The organism is Pseudomonas sp. P5_152 (assembly GCF_033989915.1).
Taxonomy (GTDB): Bacteria; Pseudomonadota; Gammaproteobacteria; order Pseudomonadales; family Pseudomonadaceae; genus Aquipseudomonas.
The window spans coordinates 1,133,174-1,153,514 of record NZ_JASFAH010000002.1; the positions used below are offsets into that span (position 1 = coordinate 1,133,174).

General features: G+C 61.9%; 21 protein-coding genes. 17 read left to right on the forward strand and 4 right to left on the reverse strand.

Annotated features, from left to right (window positions below; all coding sequences use genetic code 11):
* Positions 1 to 62 precede the first annotated feature (62 nt).
* Complete coding sequence (locus QMK50_RS04915; RefSeq protein ID WP_320332668.1) at positions 63 to 737, reverse strand: alpha/beta family hydrolase; 675 nt, start codon at positions 735 to 737, stop codon at positions 63 to 65.
* A 98-nt stretch (positions 738 to 835) separates the two neighbouring features.
* On the opposite strand from QMK50_RS04915, the gene ccoN (QMK50_RS04920) reads away from it, so the two are divergent.
* The 17 genes from ccoN (QMK50_RS04920) (at position 836) to QMK50_RS05000 (ending at position 17,188) form a co-directional block, all read left to right on the forward strand.
* Positions 836 to 2,260 (forward strand): cytochrome-c oxidase, cbb3-type subunit I, encoded by a 1,425-nt coding sequence (gene ccoN / locus QMK50_RS04920; protein ID WP_095165357.1) that lies wholly within the window; start codon positions 836 to 838, stop codon positions 2,258 to 2,260.
* A gap of 10 nt (positions 2,261 to 2,270) precedes the next feature.
* Complete coding sequence (gene ccoO, locus QMK50_RS04925; RefSeq protein WP_095165359.1) at positions 2,271 to 2,879, forward strand: cytochrome-c oxidase, cbb3-type subunit II; 609 nt, start codon at positions 2,271 to 2,273, stop codon at positions 2,877 to 2,879.
* Positions 2,880 to 2,882: 3 nt separating this feature from the next.
* On the forward strand, positions 2,883 to 3,098 hold the full coding sequence (locus QMK50_RS04930; protein WP_095165361.1) for a cbb3-type cytochrome oxidase subunit 3: 216 nt from the start codon (positions 2,883 to 2,885) through the stop codon (positions 3,096 to 3,098).
* Positions 3,095 to 4,048: a cytochrome-c oxidase, cbb3-type subunit III gene (gene ccoP, locus QMK50_RS04935; RefSeq protein ID WP_095165363.1), complete on the forward strand. Its 954-nt coding sequence runs from the start codon at positions 3,095 to 3,097 to the stop codon at positions 4,046 to 4,048. Before QMK50_RS04930 ends, ccoP (QMK50_RS04935) begins: the two co-directional genes overlap by 4 nt.
* Positions 4,049 to 4,529: 481 nt before the next feature.
* Positions 4,530 to 5,972, forward strand: a complete 1,443-nt coding sequence (gene ccoN, locus QMK50_RS04940) for a cytochrome-c oxidase, cbb3-type subunit I (RefSeq protein WP_095165365.1) — start codon at positions 4,530 to 4,532, stop codon at positions 5,970 to 5,972.
* Positions 5,972 to 6,580, forward strand: coding sequence for a cytochrome-c oxidase, cbb3-type subunit II (gene ccoO, locus QMK50_RS04945; RefSeq protein WP_009042961.1), 609 nt, complete (start codon positions 5,972 to 5,974; stop codon positions 6,578 to 6,580). Before ccoN (QMK50_RS04940) ends, ccoO (QMK50_RS04945) begins: the two co-directional genes overlap by 1 nt.
* 5 nt (positions 6,581 to 6,585) lie before the next feature.
* Positions 6,586 to 6,771, forward strand: a complete 186-nt coding sequence (locus QMK50_RS04950; RefSeq protein ID WP_003175465.1) for a CcoQ/FixQ family Cbb3-type cytochrome c oxidase assembly chaperone — start codon at positions 6,586 to 6,588, stop codon at positions 6,769 to 6,771.
* Positions 6,768 to 7,745, forward strand: a complete 978-nt coding sequence (gene ccoP / locus QMK50_RS04955) for a cytochrome-c oxidase, cbb3-type subunit III (RefSeq protein ID WP_320332669.1) — start codon at positions 6,768 to 6,770, stop codon at positions 7,743 to 7,745. Before QMK50_RS04950 ends, ccoP (QMK50_RS04955) begins: the two co-directional genes overlap by 4 nt.
* A gap of 488 nt (positions 7,746 to 8,233) precedes the next feature.
* Complete coding sequence (locus tag QMK50_RS04960) at positions 8,234 to 8,440, forward strand: hypothetical protein (protein ID WP_159997061.1); 207 nt, start codon at positions 8,234 to 8,236, stop codon at positions 8,438 to 8,440.
* 305 nt (positions 8,441 to 8,745) lie between these two features.
* Positions 8,746 to 10,161, forward strand: a complete 1,416-nt coding sequence (ccoG, locus tag QMK50_RS04965; RefSeq protein ID WP_095165370.1) for a cytochrome c oxidase accessory protein CcoG — start codon at positions 8,746 to 8,748, stop codon at positions 10,159 to 10,161.
* An 11-nt stretch (positions 10,162 to 10,172) separates the two neighbouring features.
* Positions 10,173 to 10,712, forward strand: coding sequence for a FixH family protein (locus tag QMK50_RS04970; RefSeq protein WP_159997066.1), 540 nt, complete (start codon positions 10,173 to 10,175; stop codon positions 10,710 to 10,712).
* Between the two features lie 146 nt (positions 10,713 to 10,858).
* Positions 10,859 to 13,309: a heavy metal translocating P-type ATPase gene (locus tag QMK50_RS04975; RefSeq protein ID WP_320332670.1), complete on the forward strand. Its 2,451-nt coding sequence runs from the start codon at positions 10,859 to 10,861 to the stop codon at positions 13,307 to 13,309.
* Between the two features lie 22 nt (positions 13,310 to 13,331).
* Entirely contained in the window at positions 13,332 to 13,559 is a 228-nt protein-coding gene (gene ccoS / locus QMK50_RS04980; protein ID WP_095165375.1) for a cbb3-type cytochrome oxidase assembly protein CcoS, read from the forward strand.
* Positions 13,552 to 14,235, forward strand: a complete 684-nt coding sequence (locus tag QMK50_RS04985) for a sulfite exporter TauE/SafE family protein (RefSeq protein ID WP_159997070.1) — start codon at positions 13,552 to 13,554, stop codon at positions 14,233 to 14,235. Before ccoS ends, QMK50_RS04985 begins: the two co-directional genes overlap by 8 nt.
* A 98-nt stretch (positions 14,236 to 14,333) precedes the next feature.
* A complete protein-coding gene (gene hemN / locus QMK50_RS04990; protein WP_320332671.1) occupies positions 14,334 to 15,716 on the forward strand; it encodes an oxygen-independent coproporphyrinogen III oxidase in 1,383 nt (460 codons plus the stop codon).
* A 110-nt stretch (positions 15,717 to 15,826) separates the two neighbouring features.
* Positions 15,827 to 16,561: a fumarate/nitrate reduction transcriptional regulator Fnr gene (gene fnr / locus QMK50_RS04995; protein ID WP_095165381.1), complete on the forward strand. Its 735-nt coding sequence runs from the start codon at positions 15,827 to 15,829 to the stop codon at positions 16,559 to 16,561.
* 78 nt (positions 16,562 to 16,639) lie between these two features.
* On the forward strand, positions 16,640 to 17,188 hold the full coding sequence (locus QMK50_RS05000; RefSeq protein WP_095165383.1) for an adenine phosphoribosyltransferase: 549 nt from the start codon (positions 16,640 to 16,642) through the stop codon (positions 17,186 to 17,188).
* A 47-nt stretch (positions 17,189 to 17,235) separates the two neighbouring features.
* Here QMK50_RS05000 and QMK50_RS05005 read toward each other — a convergent pair whose 3' ends face one another.
* From QMK50_RS05005 to QMK50_RS05015, 3 genes are all read right to left on the reverse strand, one after another.
* Positions 17,236 to 18,384, reverse strand: coding sequence for an acyl-CoA dehydrogenase family protein (locus tag QMK50_RS05005; protein WP_320332672.1), 1,149 nt, complete (start codon positions 18,382 to 18,384; stop codon positions 17,236 to 17,238).
* 114 nt (positions 18,385 to 18,498) lie between these two features.
* On the reverse strand, positions 18,499 to 19,101 hold the full coding sequence (gene recR, locus QMK50_RS05010; protein WP_095165387.1) for a recombination mediator RecR: 603 nt from the start codon (positions 19,099 to 19,101) through the stop codon (positions 18,499 to 18,501).
* A 76-nt stretch (positions 19,102 to 19,177) separates the two neighbouring features.
* Positions 19,178 to 20,212 carry an NADP-dependent oxidoreductase gene (locus QMK50_RS05015; RefSeq protein WP_320332673.1) on the reverse strand — a complete coding sequence of 345 codons (1,035 nt, stop codon included), beginning with the start codon at positions 20,210 to 20,212 and terminating at the stop codon, positions 19,178 to 19,180.
* Positions 20,213 to 20,341: the final 129 nt, after the last annotated feature.

Genomic DNA, 20,341 nt, shown 5'->3' on the forward strand with positions numbered 1-20,341 from the left:
AGCCATCACCGCAGCAACGGATATGCCCACCACCCCCTGTAGCCATCACACTCAATCGACCACTACAAAAATGCCGCAATTCTCTGAGCCGCAGCAGCCAAATGCTGCTCATGACTAACCCCAGAAGCCTTCAGCGGCTTCAAGTCATGATCCGCTGCCACCAGCCACATCAACTCGATGCAAGGCGCCAAGTCATAACCCTCCACCGTATCCCGATTACCCAACCCATCCCGCTCACCCTGGATAATCAAGGCCCGGGTCTTTAATCCGGCCAAATGCTCCACTCGCGGTTTCTGCGGCTTACCCACGGGGTAAAACGGATACCCCAGGCACACCAACGCATCCACCCCCAACTCATCCGCCAGCAAACTGGCCATCCGCCCGCCCATGGACTTGCCACCAATGGCCAGGGGCCCAGCGACATGACGTCGCACCAGGGCATACACCTCTCGCCAGCACTCGAGCAGCTTCGGCGCCGGATTGGGCGGCCGCCGACCGCCGTCCAGGCGTCGCTGGGCCATGTAGGGAAACTCGAAACGCAGCACATTGACCCCACGGGCCGCAAGGCGTCCAGCCATGTCGGCCATCCATGCGCTGTCCATCGGCGCACCCGCCCCATGGGCAAGAATCAGCGTTGCCCTAGCCGGTGCGGCGGCGGCATTCCACAACCATCCATGATCCCGCACACACTGCGCCCATTGATCCCCGTCAATACTGGCCCTGTGCTCTTTGTCCATGCTTGCCTCGCTTTTAATCTGCCTATAACTCCAGGCGAAGGGAGCGTTCGTGCCTTGCGCAGACGCCTTCACTTCGGCTGAACCGTGGATGGGGAACCATGAACACTTCTTTAAGTACCGCCTATAACTACAAGGTGGTCCGCCAATTCGCCATTATGACGGTGGTATGGGGCATCGTCGGCATGGGGCTCGGGGTTTTTCTCGCGGCTCAATTGGTCTGGCCCGAACTGAACTTCAATTTGCCGTGGACCAGCTTCGGTCGCCTGCGCCCGCTGCACACCAACGCGGTGATCTTCGCCTTTGGTGGCTGCGCGCTGTTTGCCGCCTCGTTCTACTCGGTCCAACGCACTTGCCAGACGCAATTGTTCGCGCCAAAAATCGCCGCGTTCACCTTCTGGGGCTGGCAACTGGTGATCCTGCTGGCAGCCATCACCCTGCCGCTGGGCTACACCAGCTCCAAGGAATACGCCGAGCTGGAATGGCCGATCGACATCCTGATCACCATCGTCTGGGTCGCCTACGCCATCGTGTTCTTCGGCACGCTGATGAAGCGCAAGACCAAGCACATCTACGTCGGCAACTGGTTCTTCGGCGCGTTCATCATCACCGTGGCCATCCTGCACATCGTCAACAACCTGGAGCTGCCGGTCAGCCTGACCAAGTCCTACTCAGTGTATGCCGGTGCGACCGATGCCATGGTCCAGTGGTGGTACGGCCACAACGCCGTAGGCTTCTTCCTCACTGCCGGTTTCCTGGGGATGATGTACTACTTCGTGCCGAAGCAGGCCGAGCGCCCTGTGTACTCCTATCGCCTGTCGATCGTGCACTTCTGGGCCCTGATCACCCTGTACATCTGGGCCGGCCCGCACCACCTGCACTACACCGCGCTGCCGGACTGGGCTCAGTCGCTGGGCATGGTGATGTCGCTGATTCTGCTGGCGCCGAGCTGGGGCGGGATGATCAACGGCATGATGACCCTCTCGGGCGCCTGGCATAAGCTGCGCAGCGACCCGATCCTGCGCTTCCTGGTGGTGTCCCTGGCGTTCTACGGCATGTCGACCTTCGAAGGCCCGATGATGGCGATCAAGACCGTCAACGCCCTCTCCCACTACACCGACTGGACCATCGGCCACGTACACGCCGGCGCCCTCGGCTGGGTAGCGATGATCTCCATCGGCGCGCTGTACCACATGATCCCGAAAATCTTCGGTCGTACGCAGATGCACAGCGTCGGCCTGATCAACGCGCACTTCTGGCTCGCCACCATCGGCACCGTGCTCTACATCGCCTCGATGTGGGTCAACGGCATTGCCCAGGGCCTGATGTGGCGTGCCGTCAACGAAGACGGGACCCTGACCTACTCCTTCGTGGAAACCCTGGTGGCCAGCCACCCAGGCTTCGTCGTACGCCTGGTTGGCGGGGCGATCTTCCTGAGCGGCATGTTCCTGATGGCCTACAACACCTGGCGCACCGTGCGTGAGGCCCAACCAGCCGAAGTCGCCGCCGCGGCGCAGATGGCCTGAGGAGTCCACCATGAAACACGAAACGATTGAAAAAAACGTCGGCCTGCTGCTATTGCTGATGGTCTTTGCGGTGAGCATCGGCGGTCTGACGCAGATCGTCCCGCTGTTCTTCCAGGACGTCACCAACAAGCCGGTCGAAGGCATGAAGCCCTACACCGCACTGCAACTGGAAGGTCGAGACATCTACATCCGCGAAGGCTGCGTGCAGTGCCACTCGCAGATGATCCGGCCGTTCCGCGCCGAGACCGAACGTTATGGCCACTACTCGGTAGCCGGTGAAAGCGTGTGGGACCACCCGTTCCTATGGGGTTCCAAGCGTACCGGCCCGGACCTGGCACGGGTCGGCGGTCGTTACTCCGATGACTGGCACCGCGCCCACCTGTACAACCCGCGCAACGTGGTACCGGAATCGAAAATGCCGGCCTATCCATGGCTGGTTACCCAGGCCGTGGACAGCAGCAATACCGAAACCAAGCTCAAGGTCATGCGCACCCTGGGCGTGCCCTACACCGACGAGGACATCGCCGGGTCAGTCGCCACGCTCAAGGGCAAGACCGAGATGGACGCCCTGGTCTCCTACCTGCAAGTGCTCGGCACTGCGATCAAGAGCAAGAGGTGAGCCATGCCCTATGAAATATTGAGCGTAATCAGCACTGGAATGATCCGCGGCCTGGGCACCGTCGTGGTGTTCGTGGCCTTTATCGGCCTGACCCTGTGGGTGTTCAACAGCAAGCGCAGCGCGCAATTCGCCGAAGCCCGCCTGCTGCCGTTTGCCGATGAACCCCTGGCCGAAGACGCCAGCACTCAAGAACCCGCAACAAGGAGTACCCGGCCATGACCACCTTCTGGAGTACGTGGATCTGCGTACTGACCATCGGCAGCCTGATCGGCCTGACCTGGCTGCTGGTCGGCACCCGCAAGGGTGAGACCAAGGGCAGTGTCGACCAGACCATGGGCCATGCCTTCGACGGCATCGAGGAATATGACAACCCGCTGCCCCAGTGGTGGTTCCTGCTGTTCGCCGGGACCCTGGTGTTTGCCGTGGGCTACCTGATCCTCTACCCGGGCCTGGGTAACTGGAAAGGCATCCTGCCGGGCTATCAGGACGGCTGGACCCAGACCAAGGAATGGGACAAGGAAATGGCCAAGGCCGACGCCAAGTTCGGGCCGATCTTCGCCAAATTTGCAGCCATGCCCGTGGAAGAAGTAGCCAAGGACCCACAAGCACTGAAGATGGGCGGACGCCTGTTCGCCTCCAACTGCTCGGTGTGCCACGGCTCGGATGCCAAGGGTGCCTTCGGCTTCCCCAACCTGGCGGACAGCGACTGGCGCTGGGGCGGTAGCGCGGAGGCGATCAAGACCACCATCATGGGTGGGCGGATGGCGGCGATGCCGGCCTGGGGTGAAGTCCTGGGCGATGCCGGGGTGAAAAACGTTGCCGCCTATGTGCGCCACGAACTCGCCGGCCTGCCGTTGCCAGAGGACAGCGGTGCCGACCTGGTCGCCGGACAGCAAGCGTACAGCACCACCTGCGTAGCCTGTCACGGCGCCAATGGCCAGGGCATGGAACTGATGGGCGCGCCAAACCTGACGCACCCGGCGGCGTTCATCTACGGCACTAGCCTGGCCCAGTTGCAGCAGACCATTCGCCATGGTCGCCAGGGTCACATGCCGGCGCAGAACGAACTGCTCGGCAATGACAAAGTGCAATTGCTGGCAGCGTACGTCTACAGCCTCTCCCACGGTGCCAGCGCTCAGCCGCTGCAGGCAGAGGGCAAAAGCGAATAACTCGCAACCGCATTACTGTCGCACCTTCCTGGTGCGGCAGTTCCCTACCTCTTTGCGACGCATTGTCGCACCCCAAAAAGGTCTGCCTTTGCGTCCGGCAGATTCACGTCTAAGCTTGCTGCCAAGCGGACTGGCAAAGGCCGGTCACAGGTCAACCGTAAAGGATGGGTTCGACGATTCGGTTCGATGACAGGCCGCAAAGGCCGGTAGACACCGGCTGTCGTCCAAGTTGCCGTCTGTCACCTGCACGCCTCGTTTGAACACACCCCGTTACAACTGACCCGACCCCCTCGCCCTTTTCCCCTGCCGGGACATTTTCCCCCTGGGCAAATTTGTCCCTACGCGGCGCATGGAAAGGCCGCAGAATCAGCTTTTGAAAGCATTGACGCAGGTCATGGCGCGTTGCAATGACCCCCCGCTTTCTCCATACTTGCGGCCGATTTTTATCCCTAATAAAACACCCAAACCGTGGAACCTTAGAATGAGCACAGCAATCAGTCCGACTGCTTATAACTATAAGGTAGTCCGCCAGTTCGCCATCATGACGGTGGTCTGGGGGATCCTTGGCATGGGGCTCGGTGTCTTCATCGCCTCGCAACTGGTCTGGCCGGAGTTGAACTTCGGTCTGCCGTGGACGAGCTTTGGACGCCTGCGCCCACTGCACACCAACCTGGTGATCTTCGCCTTCGGTGGTTGTGCATTGTTTGCCACTTCTTATTACGTCGTGCAGCGAACCTGCCAAACGCGACTGATTTCCGACAGCCTCGCGGCCTTCACCTTCTGGGGTTGGCAAGCGGTGATCGTCGGCGCGATTGTTACCTTGCCGCTGGGTTACACCACCACCAAGGAATACGCGGAACTGGAATGGCCTCTGGCTATCCTGCTGGCTATCGTCTGGGTCACCTACGGTCTGGTGTTCTTCGGCACCATCACCAAGCGCAAGACCAAGCACATCTACGTCGGTAACTGGTTCTACGGTGCCTTCATCGTTGTGACGGCGATGCTGCACATCGTCAACCACGCCTCCCTGCCGGTCAGTTTCTTCAAGTCCTACTCGGCCTACGCCGGTGCGACCGACGCCATGATCCAGTGGTGGTACGGCCACAACGCGGTAGGTTTCTTCCTGACCACCGGCTTCCTGGGGATGATGTACTACTTCGTGCCGAAGCAGGCCGAGCGTCCGATCTACTCGTATCGCCTGTCGATCGTGCACTTCTGGGCCCTGATCACCCTGTACATCTGGGCCGGTCCGCACCACCTGCACTACACCGCACTGCCGGACTGGGCTCAGTCCCTGGGCATGGCGATGTCGATCATCCTGCTGGCTCCAAGCTGGGGCGGCATGATCAACGGCATGATGACCCTGTCGGGCGCCTGGCATAAGCTGCGCACCGACCCGATCCTGCGCTTCCTGGTGGTCTCCCTGGCGTTCTACGGCATGTCGACCTTCGAAGGCCCGATGATGGCCATCAAGACCGTCAACTCGCTGTCGCACTACACCGACTGGACCATCGGCCACGTACACGCCGGTGCCTTGGGCTGGGTAGCGATGATCTCGATCGGCGCGATCTACCACATGATCCCGAAACTGTTCGGTCGTGCGCAGATGCACAGCACTGGCCTGATCAACACCCACTTCTGGCTCGCGACCATCGGTACCGTGCTCTACATCGCTTCGATGTGGGTCAACGGCATCACCCAGGGCCTGATGTGGCGTGCAATCAACGACGACGGCACCCTGACCTACTCGTTCGTTGAAGCGCTGCAAGCCAGCCACCCGGGCTTTATCGTTCGTGCCCTGGGCGGTGCATTCTTCGCCTCCGGCATGCTGTTCATGGCCTACAACGTATTCCGTACCGTACGCGCCTCGAACCCGGCAGAAGCCAAAGCCGCCGAACAGATTGCTGTAGTTGGAGCTCACTGATGAAGCATGAAGCAGTCGAGAAGAATATTGGCCTGCTGGCCTTCTTCATGGTCATCGCCGTCAGCATCGGCGGCCTGACCCAGATCGTCCCGCTGTTTTTCCAGGATGTCACCAACAAGCCGGTCGAAGGCATGAAGCCACGTACCGCCCTTGAACTGGAAGGCCGCGACGTCTACATCGCCAACGGTTGTGTCGGCTGCCACTCGCAGATGATCCGTCCGTTCCGCGCTGAAACCGAACGTTATGGCCACTACTCGGTAGCCGGTGAAAGCGTCTGGGACCACCCGTTCCTGTGGGGTTCCAAGCGTACCGGTCCGGACCTGGCCCGCGTCGGCGGTCGTTACTCCGATGACTGGCAGCGTGCGCACTTGTACAACCCGCGCAACGTGGTGCCCGAGTCGAAAATGCCGGCCTACCCGTTCCTCGTGGAAAACAAGCTCGACGGCAAGGACACCGCGAAGAAAATGGAAGTCTTGCGTACGCTCGGCGTCCCTTACACCGACGAAGACATCGCCGGTGCCAAGGATGCTGTGAAGGGCAAAACCGAAATGGACGCGCTGGTGGCCTATCTGCAAGGCCTGGGCACCATCATCAAAAGCAAACGGTGATTTAGATGGATATCGGGATGATTCGTGGCCTGGGCACCGTTGTCGTGATGGTTGCCTTTATCGGTCTGGCCTTGTGGGTGTTCAGCCCCAAGCGCAAGTCCGAGTTTGAAGACGCGACCTTGCTGCCTTTCGCGGATGATCCCGAAGCCATCAAGCACGTCGAGCAAGCTTCTAGGAGTAACAAAGAATGACTACGTTCTGGAGTCTGTACGTCACAGTCCTCAGTCTGGGTACCATCTTCGCCCTGACCTGGCTGCTGCTGTCGACCCGCAAGGGCCAGCGCAGCGAGCAGACAGATGAGACGGTTGGCCACTCCTTCGACGGGATCGAGGAGTACGACAACCCGCTGCCGAAATGGTGGTTCATGCTGTTCGTCGGCACCATCGTCTTCGCCCTGGGTTATCTGGTGCTGTACCCGGGCCTGGGCAACTGGAAAGGCCTGCTGCCGGGTTACAGCTACCTCGATAACGAGAAGCAGACCCCGTTCGCCAACGGCCAGTCCGGCTGGACCGGCGTTCACGAGTGGGAAAAGGAAATGGCCAAGTCGGACGCCAAGTTCGGTCCGATCTTCGCCAAGTTCGCAGCCATGCCGATCGAAGAGGTCGCCAAGGACCCACAAGCCCTGAAGATGGGTGGCCGCCTGTTCGCCTCCAACTGCTCGGTTTGCCACGGCTCCGACGCCAAGGGCGCTTATGGCTTCCCGAACCTGACCGACGCCGACTGGCGCTGGGGCGGTTCGCCAGCAGAAATCAAGGCCACCATCCTCGGCGGTCGTCACGCCGTGATGCCGGCCTGGGCTGAAGTGATCGGTGAACAAGGCGTCAGCGACGTTGCGGCATTTGTCCTGACCAACCTCGATGGCCGTAAACTGCCAGAAGGCAGCAAAGCCGACCCGGTTGCTGGCCAGAAGCTGTTCGCCGCCAACTGCGTGGCCTGCCACGGCCCAGCGGGCAAAGGCACGCCAGCAATGGGTGCACCTGACCTGACTCACCCGGGCGCGTTCATCTACGGCTCGAGCTTTGCTCAACTGCAGCAGACCATCCGTTACGGCCGTCAGGGCCAGATGCCTGCGCAAGAGCAAATGCAGGGTAACGACAAGGTTCACCTGCTAGCCGCTTATGTCTACAGCCTGTCGCACGGCGAGAAGGCAGCGGACGCCAAGTAAGGCAAACGCTTGAAGTAACAAGAAACGGCCCCGCCAATGAGAATTGGCGGGGCCGTTTGCATTTCCCGGTTAGTTGAATACGCGGACAACTTCATCGATCTGGTTAACGACTGTTTCAAGCAACGGTATTACCCGGGCCGCACATCACGCCCCCCCATTCACCCTCGAACACCAATTCAATATAAAAACTTTCACCACCCTGATTAAAGACAACAACTCCGGTAATCAATAACGGCATCCACACTATTGCCATCGGCGAACGTTCCCCCAAGGCTGCTGCGGACCAGAAGCACCTATCATAGGCTGGGGAGCGCTTTTACAAACATCATGCACTACAAATTTCACGCCTTGAAATCAACAAGCAATAGATCAGGTTCGCGCCAACTGATAACTTCTCACTCAGCTTGATCAATGGCTAAATAATCATATTCCAGCCACTACGATCAAAGCTGACAAAACAGTGGGCCAACAAACAAGGAAGTTATGACATGAGTAAAAACAACACCACGGATAACGAACCCAACAACACCGAACAAACGATCAATTGCGAGATTCGTCCTCCAAAGGGAGCGACTAAGACTAACAAAACCGATACCCAAAAGCGCCGAGTACGCTCCGCGGACATTGAAAGCGCCGCTGATAAAAAACGCGGTACCGGTGGGCTGGATTCTCTCGGAGGCGGTAACCTTCCTTGACGCCAGCGCATCATCAGAGTGAACTACACAGGTAACCGGTGTGCTGCGCCAACCCGCCGCACACCCCTCCCCGAGCCAAATCATGTGCAGGCAGCCAAGGAAAAAGGGGAATCGGCTAGAGTCAATTGACCTGCATCATGTTTTGTTACATTTGCTACACCATCCTTTCACTTTCCCCAACGCGACCAAAGGTCGCACCCTTGCGCTAGAGCTTCAGGCGTATCATTGCGCCACTGCAACAGCCTTTTTGACCGCGGTCGGCACGTACTGACCGAGGCATTTTTCCACTGCCGTGGGATGCAATGATGAGCAATCAGATTCCGGTACACGACGTTACACCACCTGCCAAGAACGCGAACAACAGCGTCGACCTTTACGCCTCAAGAGAAAAAATCTACACCCGCGCCTTCACCGGCCTGTTCCGCAATCTGCGGATGATGGGCGGTGCCGGGCTGTTCCTGCTGTATTTCGGTACGGTGTGGCTCAACTGGGGCGGCCACCAGGCCGTGTGGTGGAACCTGCCTGAACGCAAATTCTTCATTTTCGGCGCCACCTTCTGGCCGCAGGACTTCATCCTGCTCTCGGGCCTGCTGATCATTGCCGCCTTCGGGCTGTTCTTCATTACCGTCTACGCCGGACGCGTCTGGTGCGGCTATACCTGCCCGCAGAGCGTCTGGACGTGGATTTACATGTGGTGCGAGAAGGTCACCGAAGGCGACCGCAACCAGCGCATCAAGCTCGACAAGGCGCCAATGAGCGCCAACAAGTTCCTGCGCAAGTTCAGCAAACACAGCCTGTGGCTGTTGATCGGTTTCGTCACCGGCATGACCTTCGTCGGCTATTTCTCGCCGATTCGTGAGCTGGTCATCGACTTCTTCACCGGCCAGGCGGATGGCTGGTCGTACTTCTGGGTCGGCTTCTTCACCCTCGCCACCTACGGCAACGCCGGCTGGTTGCGCGAGCAGGTGTGCATCTACATGTGCCCGTATGCACGTTTCCAGAGCGTGATGTTCGACAAGGACACCCTGATCGTCTCCTACGACCCGCGCCGCGGCGAAGCCCGTGGCCCGCGCAAAAAAGGCGTGGACTACAAGGCCCAGGGCCTGGGTGACTGCATCGATTGCACCATGTGCGTACAGGTCTGCCCGACCGGCATCGACATCCGCGACGGCCTGCAGATCGAGTGCATCGGCTGTGCCGCGTGCATCGACGCCTGCGACAGCATCATGGACAAGATGGACTACCCCCGCGGCCTGATCAGCTACACCACCGAGCACAACCTGTCCGGCCAGAAAACCCATAAACTGCGACCGCGCCTGATCGGCTATGCGCTGGTGTTGCTGGCAATGATCAGCCTCCTGGTGACCGCTTTCTTCATGCGCCCACTGGTGGGTTTCGACGTCAGCAAGGACCGCGTGCTGTACCGCGAGAACGCCGAAGGGCGGATCGAGAACGTCTACAGCCTCAAAGTCATGAACAAGGACCAGCGCGACCATACCTACCTGCTGGAAGCCGCTGGCCTGCCAGACCTCAAGCTGCAAGGCAAGCGTGAGATCAAGGTCGCCGCCGGGGAAATTTTCAGCATGCCGGTCGAGTTGTCGAGTGCACCGGAGCAACTGCCGTCGAGCACCAACGAGGTGAAATTCATCCTCAAGGATGCCGACGACGACAGCGTCCACATTGAAGCCAAGAGCCGATTCATCGGCCCACAAATTCGTTGAGAGAAGTCATCATGCCTGCAGCAAATGCCACCAGCCCTTGGTACAAGCACCTCTGGCCCTGGATCATCATCGCGATCCTGGCCTGTTCGGTGACGCTGACCCTGTCGATGGTGACCATCGCGGTGAACAACCCGGACAACCTGGTCAACGACAATTACTACGAGGCTGGCAAAGGCATCAACCGCTCCCTGGACCGTGAGCTGCTGGCCCAGACCCTGCTGCTGCGCGCCAGCGTGCACCTGGATGGGGTCACCGGCGAAGTCGACCTGCACCTGACCGGCAACAGCCAGCCCAAGACCCTGGAGCTGAACCTGATCTCGCCGACCCAGCCAGAGAAAGACCGCAAGATCACCCTGACTCGCAGCGAAACCGAACCAGGCCGCTACATCGGCCAGGTGACCGACAAGGTCGAAGGCCGCCGCTTTGTCGAATTGCTCGGCAGCCAGGACGATCACATCTGGCGCATGTTCGAAGAAGAACAGGTCAGCCACGACAAGGACCTGCTGTTGGGTGACGAACCACTGCAAGGCGCCGAAGACCTGAAGAACTAAAAACTGCGCTTCGCGCATTCGCGGGCAAGCCCGCTCCCACAGTTGATCAGCGGTCGTGAGCTCGCCAACGATCCCTGTGGGAGCGGGTTTGCCCGCGAAGCGGCCCTATCCGACGATAGAGATCCAGCGGTACTAGTGATTACCCCATGACCACCACCCCGACCCCCTGCTACCACTGCGCCCTGCCCGTCCCGTCTGGCAGCCGGTTTACTGCCGTGATCCTCGGCGAAACCCGCGAGCTCTGCTGCCCAGGATGCCAGGCGGTGGCCGAAGCGATAGTCGCCGGTGGCCTGGAGCATTACTACAGTCACCGTAGCGAAGCCTCGGCCAACCCCGAAGCCTTGCCGGTGCAACTGGTCGACGAACTGGCACTGTACGACCGCGCCGACGTGCAGCAACCCTTCGTCCGCCACGACGGCGACCTGGCCGAAACCACGCTACTGATGGAAGGCATCAGTTGCGCCGCCTGTGGCTGGTTGATCGAAAAACACCTGCGCGGCCTGCCTGCCGTGGCCGAGGCGCGGCTGAACCTGTCGAACCATCGCCTGCACGTGCGCTGGGTCGATAGCCAGTTGCCGTTGAGTCAGGTGCTCAGCGAATTACGCCACATTGGCTATGCCGCCCACCCCTACCAGGCCGACCGCGCCAGCGAACAACTGGCCAGCGAAAACCGCCTGGCCCTGCGCCAACTGGGTGTAGCCGGCCTGCTGTGGTTCCAGGCGATGATGGCGACCATGGCGACATGGCCGGAATTCAACATCGACCTCAGCCCCGAACTGCACACCATCTTGCGCTGGGTCGCGCTGTTCCTGACCACGCCGATTGTGTTCTACAGCTGCGCGCCGTTCTTCAAAGGGGCGATGCGCGACCTGCGCACCCGCCACCTGACCATGGACGTATCGGTCTCGCTGGCCATTGGCGGCGCCTACCTGGCGGGCATCTGGACCTCGATCACCGGCACCGGCGAGCTGTATTTCGACGCGGTCGGCATGTTCGCCCTGTTCCTGCTGGCCGGGCGTTATCTGGAGCGCCGGGCCCGGGAGCGCACGGCCGCGGCCACCGCGCAGCTGGTGAACCTGCTACCGGCCTCCTGCCTGCGCCTGAGCACCGATGGCCAAAGCGAACGGATCCTGCTCAGCGAGTTGCGCCTGGGCGACCAGGTGCTGGTGCACCCCGGCGCGATCCTGCCGGCGGACGGGCGGATTCTCGACGGCCAGTCGAGCGTCGATGAGTCGCTGCTGACCGGCGAATACCTGCCCCAGGCCCGCACGCGTGGCGATGCGGTCACCGCGGGCACGCTGAATGTCGAAGGCGCGCTGACCGTCGAGGTCCAGGCCCTCGGCCAGGACACGCGCCTGTCGGCCATCGTCCGCTTGCTGGAGCGGGCCCAGGCGGAAAAACCGCGGCTGGCGGAGATCGCCGACAAAGCCGCGCAATGGTTCCTCCTGCTGTCACTGGTGGCCGCCGCGGTGATCGGCCTGCTGTGGTGGCAACTGGATGCGTCCCGGGCGTTCTGGATCGTCCTGGCGATGCTGGTGGCTACCTGCCCGTGCGCCTTGTCACTGGCCACGCCCACCGCCCTGACTGCCGCCACCGGCACCCTGCACAAACTCGGCCTGTTGCTGACCCGTGGGCATGTGCTCGAAGGCCTGAACCAGATCGACACGGTGATTTTCGACAAGACCGGCACCCTCACCGAAGGACGCCTGGCCTTACGCTCGATCCGGCCCCTGGCCAGCCTCGACAGCGACCAGTGCCTGGCCCTCGCCGCCGCCCTGGAAAACCGTTCCGAACACCCGATTGCCCGCGCATTCGGCCGCGCCCCGCTGGCCGCCGAAGAAGTCCTCAGCAGCCCAGGCCTGGGCCTCGAAGGGCGAGTCGGCGAGCAGCGCCTGCGCATTGGCCAACCGGCCTTCGTCTGCGCGCTCAGCGGCTGTGCGGTGCCGGCCATGCCTGAGGAAGCCGGGCAGTGGCTGCTGCTGGGTGACAGCAGCGGCGCACTGGCCTGGCTGGTCCTCGACGACCGCCTGCGCAGTGACGCCCCCGCCCTGCTCGCCGCCTGCAAGGCCCGGGGCTGGCGTACGCTGCTGCTGTCCGGCGACAGTTCGCCAATGGTCGCCAGCGTGGCCGCCGAGCTGGGCATCGATGAAGCCCGGGGCGGTTTGCGCCCGGACGACAAGCTGCAAGTGCTCAAGCAACTGCAACAGCAAGGCCGCAAGGTGTTGATGCTCGGCGATGGGGTCAATGATGTGCCGGTGCTGGCCGCCGCCGACATCAGCGTGGCCATGGGCTCGGCCACTGACCTGGCGAAAACCAGCGCCGATGCGGTGTTGCTGTCCAACCGCCTGGACGCCCTGGTGCAAGCCTTCAGCCTGGCTCGCCGGACCCGTCGGGTAATCATCGAGAACCTGCTGTGGGCCGGGCTGTACAATGGCCTCATGTTGCCCTTCGCGGCCCTCGGCTGGATCACTCCGGTGTGGGCCGCGGTCGGCATGTCCATCAGTTCGTTGACCGTGGTGCTCAATGCCCTGCGCCTGACTCGCCTGCCGAGCGCGCCCGCAAGCACCCCGCCACACACCCCCGCGCTGCCGGCCTGAGCCGCGCGCGCATGGAGTCCCGATGCCAGCTCTCTACGTGATGATCCCGGCGGCACTGCTGATCGTCGCCATCGCTATCTACATTTTCTTCTGGGCGGTCGACAGCGGTCAGTACGACGACCTCGACGGACCGGCCCACAGCATCCTGTTCGACGACCAGGACCCTAACCACCAGGCAGCGATCAACGAAGCCGACGGCCACCCGACGGATCCGGCCAAGCCGACCGACAAGACCCCACCCCATGCTTGAACTGGCACCCCTGCTGGTCTCGGCACTGATCCTCGGGCTGCTCGGTGGCGGCCACTGCCTGGGCATGTGTGGCGGGCTGATGGGCGCGCTGACCCTGGCGATCCCCAAGGAACAACGCAGTCGGCGTTTTCGCCTGCTGCTGGCGTACAACCTCGGGCGGATTCTCAGCTACGCCACCGCCGGCCTGCTGATCGGCCTGGCGGGATGGGCAGTGGCCAACAGCCCGGCGGCGATGTTCATGCGCATCCTCGCCGGCCTGCTGTTGATCGCCATGGGCCTGTACCTGGCGGGCTGGTGGAGCGGCCTGACCCGCATCGAAGGCCTGGGCCGTGGCCTGTGGCGTTATATCCAGCCAGTGGCCAACCGTTTGCTGCCAGTCTCGAGCCTGCCGCGCGCCTTGCTGCTGGGTGCGCTGTGGGGTTGGCTGCCTTGCGGGCTGGTGTACAGCACCCTGCTGTGGTCCGCCAGCCAGGGCAATGCGCTGGACAGTGCGCTGCTGATGCTCGCCTTTGGCCTCGGCACCTGGCCGGTGCTGCTGGCCACCGGGCTGGCCGCCGAACGAGTCACCGCCCTGCTGCGCAAGCGTAGCGTGCGCATGGCGGGTGGCCTGCTGGTGATCCTGTTCGGCATCTGGACCCTGCCGGGGCCGCATCAGCATTGGTTGATGGGGCACTGAGCACGGCGCCCGCCGCGCCCCTTGATACAAGTCAACATGCCCACGTTGGCAACCCCCTAGACTCGCTGTCACTGCCAGCCTATCCGGGGAATGCCCGCATGCTCGACGCCATTCGTTGGGACACAGATCTGATCCGCCGTTACGACCTGGCGGGACCTCGCTACACCTCCTACCCGACCGCGGTGCAATTCCACAGCCAGGTCGGCTCCTTCGACCTGTTCCACGCCCTACGCGAGAGTCGCAAGGCCCAGCGACCGTTGTCGCTGTACGTGCATGTGCCGTTCTGCGCGAACATTTGCTACTACTGCGCCTGCAACAAGGTCATCACCAAGGACCGTGGCCGTGCGCTGCCGTACCTGCAACGCCTGGAGCAGGAAATCCAGCTGGTGGCCTGCCACTTGGACCCGCAGCAGAAAGTCGAGCAATTGCATTTTGGTGGCGGCACCCCGACCTTCCTCAGCCACGACGAGTTGCGCCAGTTGATGGCGCAACTGCGCAAGCATTTCAACCTGCTGGACGATGACTCCGGCGACTACGGTATCGAGATCGACCCACGCGAGGCCGACTGGTCGACCATGGGCCTGCTGCGCGAACTGGGCTTCAACCGGGTCAGCATCGGCCTGCAAGACCTCGATCCGGCAGTGCAGCGGGCGGTCAATCGCCTGCAGAGCCTGGAAGAGACCCGTGCGGTGATCGATGCGGCGCGCACTCTGCAATTTCGCTCGATCAATATCGACCTGATCTACGGCCTGCCCAAGCAGACCGCGGAAAACTTCGCTCGCACCGTCGAGGAAGTCATCAGCCTGCAGCCGGACCGGCTCTCGGTGTTCAACTACGCCCACTTGCCCGAGCGCTTCATGCCGCAGCGGCGGATCAACAGCAGCGACCTGCCCGCTCCGGCGGAAAAACTGCAGATGCTGCAGCGCACCATCGAGCAATTGACCGCCGCCGGTTATCGCTACATCGGCATGGACCACTTCGCCCTGCCGGACGATGAACTGGCCATTGCCCAGGAAGAGACCACCCTGCAGCGCAACTTCCAGGGCTATACCACCCACGGACATTGCGACCTGATTGGCCTGGGGGTTTCGGCCATCAGCCAGATCGGCGACCTGTACTGCCAGAACAGCAGCGATCTCAACGAATACCAGAATGCCCTGGCCAGCTCCCAACTGGGCACCAGCCGTGGCCTGGTCTGCACCCAGGACGACCGGATCCGGCGAGCGGTGATCCAGCAGTTGATCTGCAATTTCCATCTGCAGTTCGCAACCATCGAACAGCAGTTCAACCTCGACTTTCGTGGCTACTTCGGCGAGCTCTGGCCGCAGTTGCAGGCCATGGCCACTGATGGCCTGATTGAACTCGATAGCGAGAAAATCCTGATCCTGCCGGCCGGGCGCCTGCTGGTGCGATCGGTGTGCATGGTGTTCGACGCATACCTGGAACAGCAGAACCGCCAGCGTTTTTCGCGAGTAATTTGACCCAGGCTACGGACAAATAGACTGCGCCATGTTGCCGCAGTCTGGCCTCCGGGTCCTCCCGTGGGGTACCCTTACGTCTTATGTGTGTTTTTCCCACAAGGATCTAAGAAATGTCCGAGCCAGTTAAACTGCGCGCTCACAGCCAGGCTCACTGCAAGGATTGCAGCCTGGCCCCCCTCTGCCTTCCACTATCGCTGAATCTGGAAGACATGGATGCGCTGGACGACATCGTAAAACGCGGCCGTCCGCTGAAAAAGGGCGAGTTCCTGTTCCGTCAGGGTGACCGATTCGATTCGGTATTTGCCGTGCGCTCCGGCGCCCTGAAGACTTTCAGCCTCAGCGACGGCGGTGAAGAACAGATCACCGGCTTCCACTTGCCGAGCGAACTGGTCGGCCTGTCGGGCATGGACACCGAGTCTCACCCGGTGTCCGCCCAGGCGCTGGAAACCACTTCAGTGTGCGAAATCCCTTTCGAGCGTCTCGATGAACTGGCCCTGCAACTGCCGCAATTGCGCCGTCAGTTGATGCGGGTGATGAGCCGCGAGATTCGCGACGACCAGCAAATGATGCTGCTGCTGTCGAAAAAGACCGCGGACGAGCGAATCGCCACCTTCCTGGTCAACCTCTCGGCGCGTTTCCGCGCACGCGGGTTCTCGGCCAACCAGTTCCGCCTGAGCATGTCGCGCAACGAAATCGGCAACTACCTGGGGCTGGCGGTGGAAACCGTGTCCCGGGTGTTCACCCGCTTCCAGCAAAACCAGTTGATCGCCGCCGAGGGCAAGGAAGTACACATCCTCGACCCGATCCAACTGTGCGCGCTGGCCGGCGGCTCTGTCGAAGGCTGAGGAGGCACGGGCGGCCGAGCGAACCTGCTCGGCCGCCGTTATACTGCTGCATTTGCAGCCTGCCAGGACATCTCGACGATGCTCATCGACTCCTTCGACATCAAATCCCTGATCCGCCCCGTGATCGACTTTCCCAAGCCTGGCGTGATCTTTCGCGATATCACTCCCTTGTTCCAGTCGCCCAAGGCCCTGCGCCTGGTGATGGACAGCTTTGCCCATCGTTATGTCGAAGCCGATTTCACCCACATCGGTGCAATGGATGCCCGTGGTTTCCTGATCGGCTCGGTGCTGGCCTATCAACTGAACAAACCACTGGTGCTGTTTCGCAAGCAAGGCAAGCTGCCGGCCGACGTACTGGCCGAGGGTTACCAGACCGAGTACGGCGAAGCCTTCCTCGAAGTCCACGCCGACAGCCTGTGCGAAGGCGACTCAGTACTGATGTTCGATGACCTGATCGCCACCGGCGGCACCCTGATTGCCGCGGCCAATCTGGTCCGGCGCATGGGCGCGAAAATTTTCGAAGCGGCAGCGATCATCGACCTGCCGGAACTGGGCGGCTCGCAGCGCCTGGAAGACATGGGCATCCCGACGTTCTGCCTGACGCAGTTTGCCTTGTCCGAACAGTAGCCGGTGTCGGTGCTGAGATCATCGCGGGCAAGCCGCCACAGCGCAATCTACAGCCCCATCTGCTTGCTGATTATCTCGTTCATCACTTCCCGCGTGCCGCCGCCAATGGACAGGATCCGGTTGTCGCGGTACAGCCGCTCCACCAGGCTGTCGCGCATGTAGCCCAGCCCGCCGAGGATCTGCACCGCGTCGTGGGTGATGCGATCCGCGGTGTCGGTGGCGAAGTTCTTGGCCATGGAGATTTCCTTGATCACACTTTGCCCGGCAGCCATTTTTGCCGCCTGGCGATAGGTGAACTCCCGGGACACCTCCAGCGCCGTGGCCATTTCCGCCAGGCGATGCTTGAGCACCTGGAACTTGCCAATGGGCTTGCCGAACGCTTCGCGCTGGCGGGCCCACTTCAGGCTTTCTTCCAGTGCCAGTTGCGCGGTCATGTTGGCCATGAGGGCCAGGGCCAGGCGCTCACTCTGGAAGTTGCCCATGATGCAGGCAAAGCCCATGTTCTCGGCGCCGATCAGGTTCCCGACGGGCACTGTGCAATCGTCGAAAAACAACTCGGCGGTGTCCGACGCCCACCAACCCATTTTCTTCAATTGGCGCCCAACGCTGAACCCTGGGGTGTCGCGCTCGATCAGCAACAAGCTGATGCCGCCGAACCCGGTGTCACCGGTGCGCACCGCCACCGTATAAAAGTCCGCGCGCACCCCGCTGGTGATGAAGGTCTTGCTGCCATTGACCCGGTAGTGATCGCCGTCGCGCACAGCACGGGTCTGCAGGTTGGCCACGTCGGAGCCGCCGCTAGGCTCGGTGACCGCCAGCGCGCTGATCTTTGCGCCGCTGAGCACCTGCGGCACCACCCGCTCACGCACCTCGGGCCGCGCCCACTTGACGATCGGCGGCAGTCCGATGTCCAGCGATCCCAGCCCGGCCACCAGCCCGCCGGAGCCACAGCGCATCAGCTCTTCGCTGGCGGCGATCTTGGCGAACAGGTCACCCTCGTGGCTACCACCCAGCGCTTCGGGGTAACCGATGCCCAGGATGCCCGCCGCGCCGGCCTTGAGGTAGAGCTCGCGAGGAAAGCCCTCGGCCTCCTCCCACTGATCGATGTCCGGGATGATCTCGCGTTCGACGAAACGTCTTACGCTATCGCGGACCAATTCATGGCTGGGATCGAAGTATTCCTGGAAGGCAGGCATCGGCGAACTCCACTGAAGGTTCAGCGAAGTTAACCGAGCGCTTGCTTGGTTTTCAACAGATTTATGCCCGTAGGAGCAAGGCTTGTCCGCGAAGGCATCAAACCAGATGCTGGATTACAACGCGATCGGCTTACGCCCGGCGAACGAATGCGCCAGTGTGCCGCCATCCACCAGTTCCAACTCGCCCCCCAACGGTACGCCGTGGGCGATACGCGAGGTGATCAAGCCCTTGTTGGCGAGCAACTGGGCGATGTAGTGAGCGGTGGCTTCACCTTCCACGGTCGGGTTGGTGGCGAGGATGATTTCGCTGAAGGTACCGGCGTCTTCGATCCGTGCCAGCAATTGCGGAATGCCAATGGCTTCCGGCCCCAGGCCGTCGAGTGGCGACAAATGGCCCTTGAGCACGAAGTAGCGACCGCGAAAACCGGTCTGCTCCACGGCATACACGTCCATCGGCCCCTCCACCACGCACAGCAGGCTGTCGTCGCGGCGGGTGTCGGAGCACTGCGGGCACAGTTCTTCTTCGGTCAGGGTACGGCACAGACGGCAATGACCGACCCCTTCCATTGCCTGGCTCAAGGCCAGCGCCAACCGCGAGCCACCGCTGCGGTCGCGTTCGAGCAGTTGCAACGCCATGCGCTGGGCAGTTTTCTGGCCGACCCCAGGCAAGGTGCGCAGGGCGTCGATCAGTTGGCGAATCAAAGGGCTGAAGCTCATGGGCAAAGGTCCGACAAAACAACGAGACGCGGTTTATACCCGCGCCTCTGGCCAGCGTCAAATGCTCATCGGTCGGTCAGTCCTTGGCCACCCGCACCACCAGCTTGCCGAAGTTGCGCCCCTCCAGCAGGCCAATAAAGGCCTCGGGCGCCTGCTCCAGGCCTTCGACCACGTCCTCGCGGAACTTCACCTTGCCTTCGCGTACCCAGGGCGCCATGGCCTTGGCAAACTCGGAGTGGCGATCACCATAGTCGTCGAACACGATAAACCCCTGCATCCGCACCCGCTTGGTCAGCAACGTGCGCTGCAGCAGCGGCATGCGGTCCGGGCCCGGTGGCGCCTCGTGCGCGTTGTATTGGGCAATCAAGCCGCACACCGGGACCCGCGCCTTGGGATTGAGCAACGGCAGGACCGCGTCGAACACCTTGCCGCCAACGTTTTCGAAGTAGATGTCGATACCAGCACCGCACGCCTGCGCCAGTTGCTCGGCAAAGTCCGCGCTCTTGTGATCGATGCACGCGTCAAAACCCAGCTCATCGACCACGTAGCGGCATTTATCCGCGCCGCCGGCGACGCCGACCACCTTCAGGCCCTTGATCCGCGCCACCTGGCCCACCACCGAGCCCACGGCCCCGGACGCAGCCGCCACGACCAGGGTCTCCCCTTCCTTGGGCTGGCCGATGTCCATCAGCCCCATGTAGGCGGTCATGCCCGGCATGCCGAGCACGCCCAGGGCCATGGACGGACTGGGCAAGCCGGACGGCACCGGGATCAGGGCCCGACCGTCGCTGATGCTGTGGCTCTGCCAGCCGGTGGCACCGACGACCAGGTCACCTTCGTGGAATTTCGGGTTCAGCGAGCGCTCGACCCGGCTGACAGCGCCACCGGTCATGACCTCGCCGATGGCCACTGGGGCGGCGTAGGACGGTGCGTCGCTCATGCGCCCGCGCATGTAGGGATCAAGCGACAGGTACAGCGTCTTGAGCAGCACCTGGCCTTCGGCCAGATCGGGCAGCGCCACCCGTTCCATGCGGAAGTTTTCCGGCGTTGGCGCACCCGCCGGGCGAGAAGCTAGGACAATGCGTTGGTTGAGGGTCATGGCGTCGGACATGGCAGCGTCTCCTGTGATCGTTGAGGTTCAGTGATATAGGGAGCAGACCTTTGTGGCGGTATGGCGTTCGATGTTTATTCAGTTGCATCGGGGTGACTTCATCGCGAGCAAGCTCGCTCCCACAGGTTT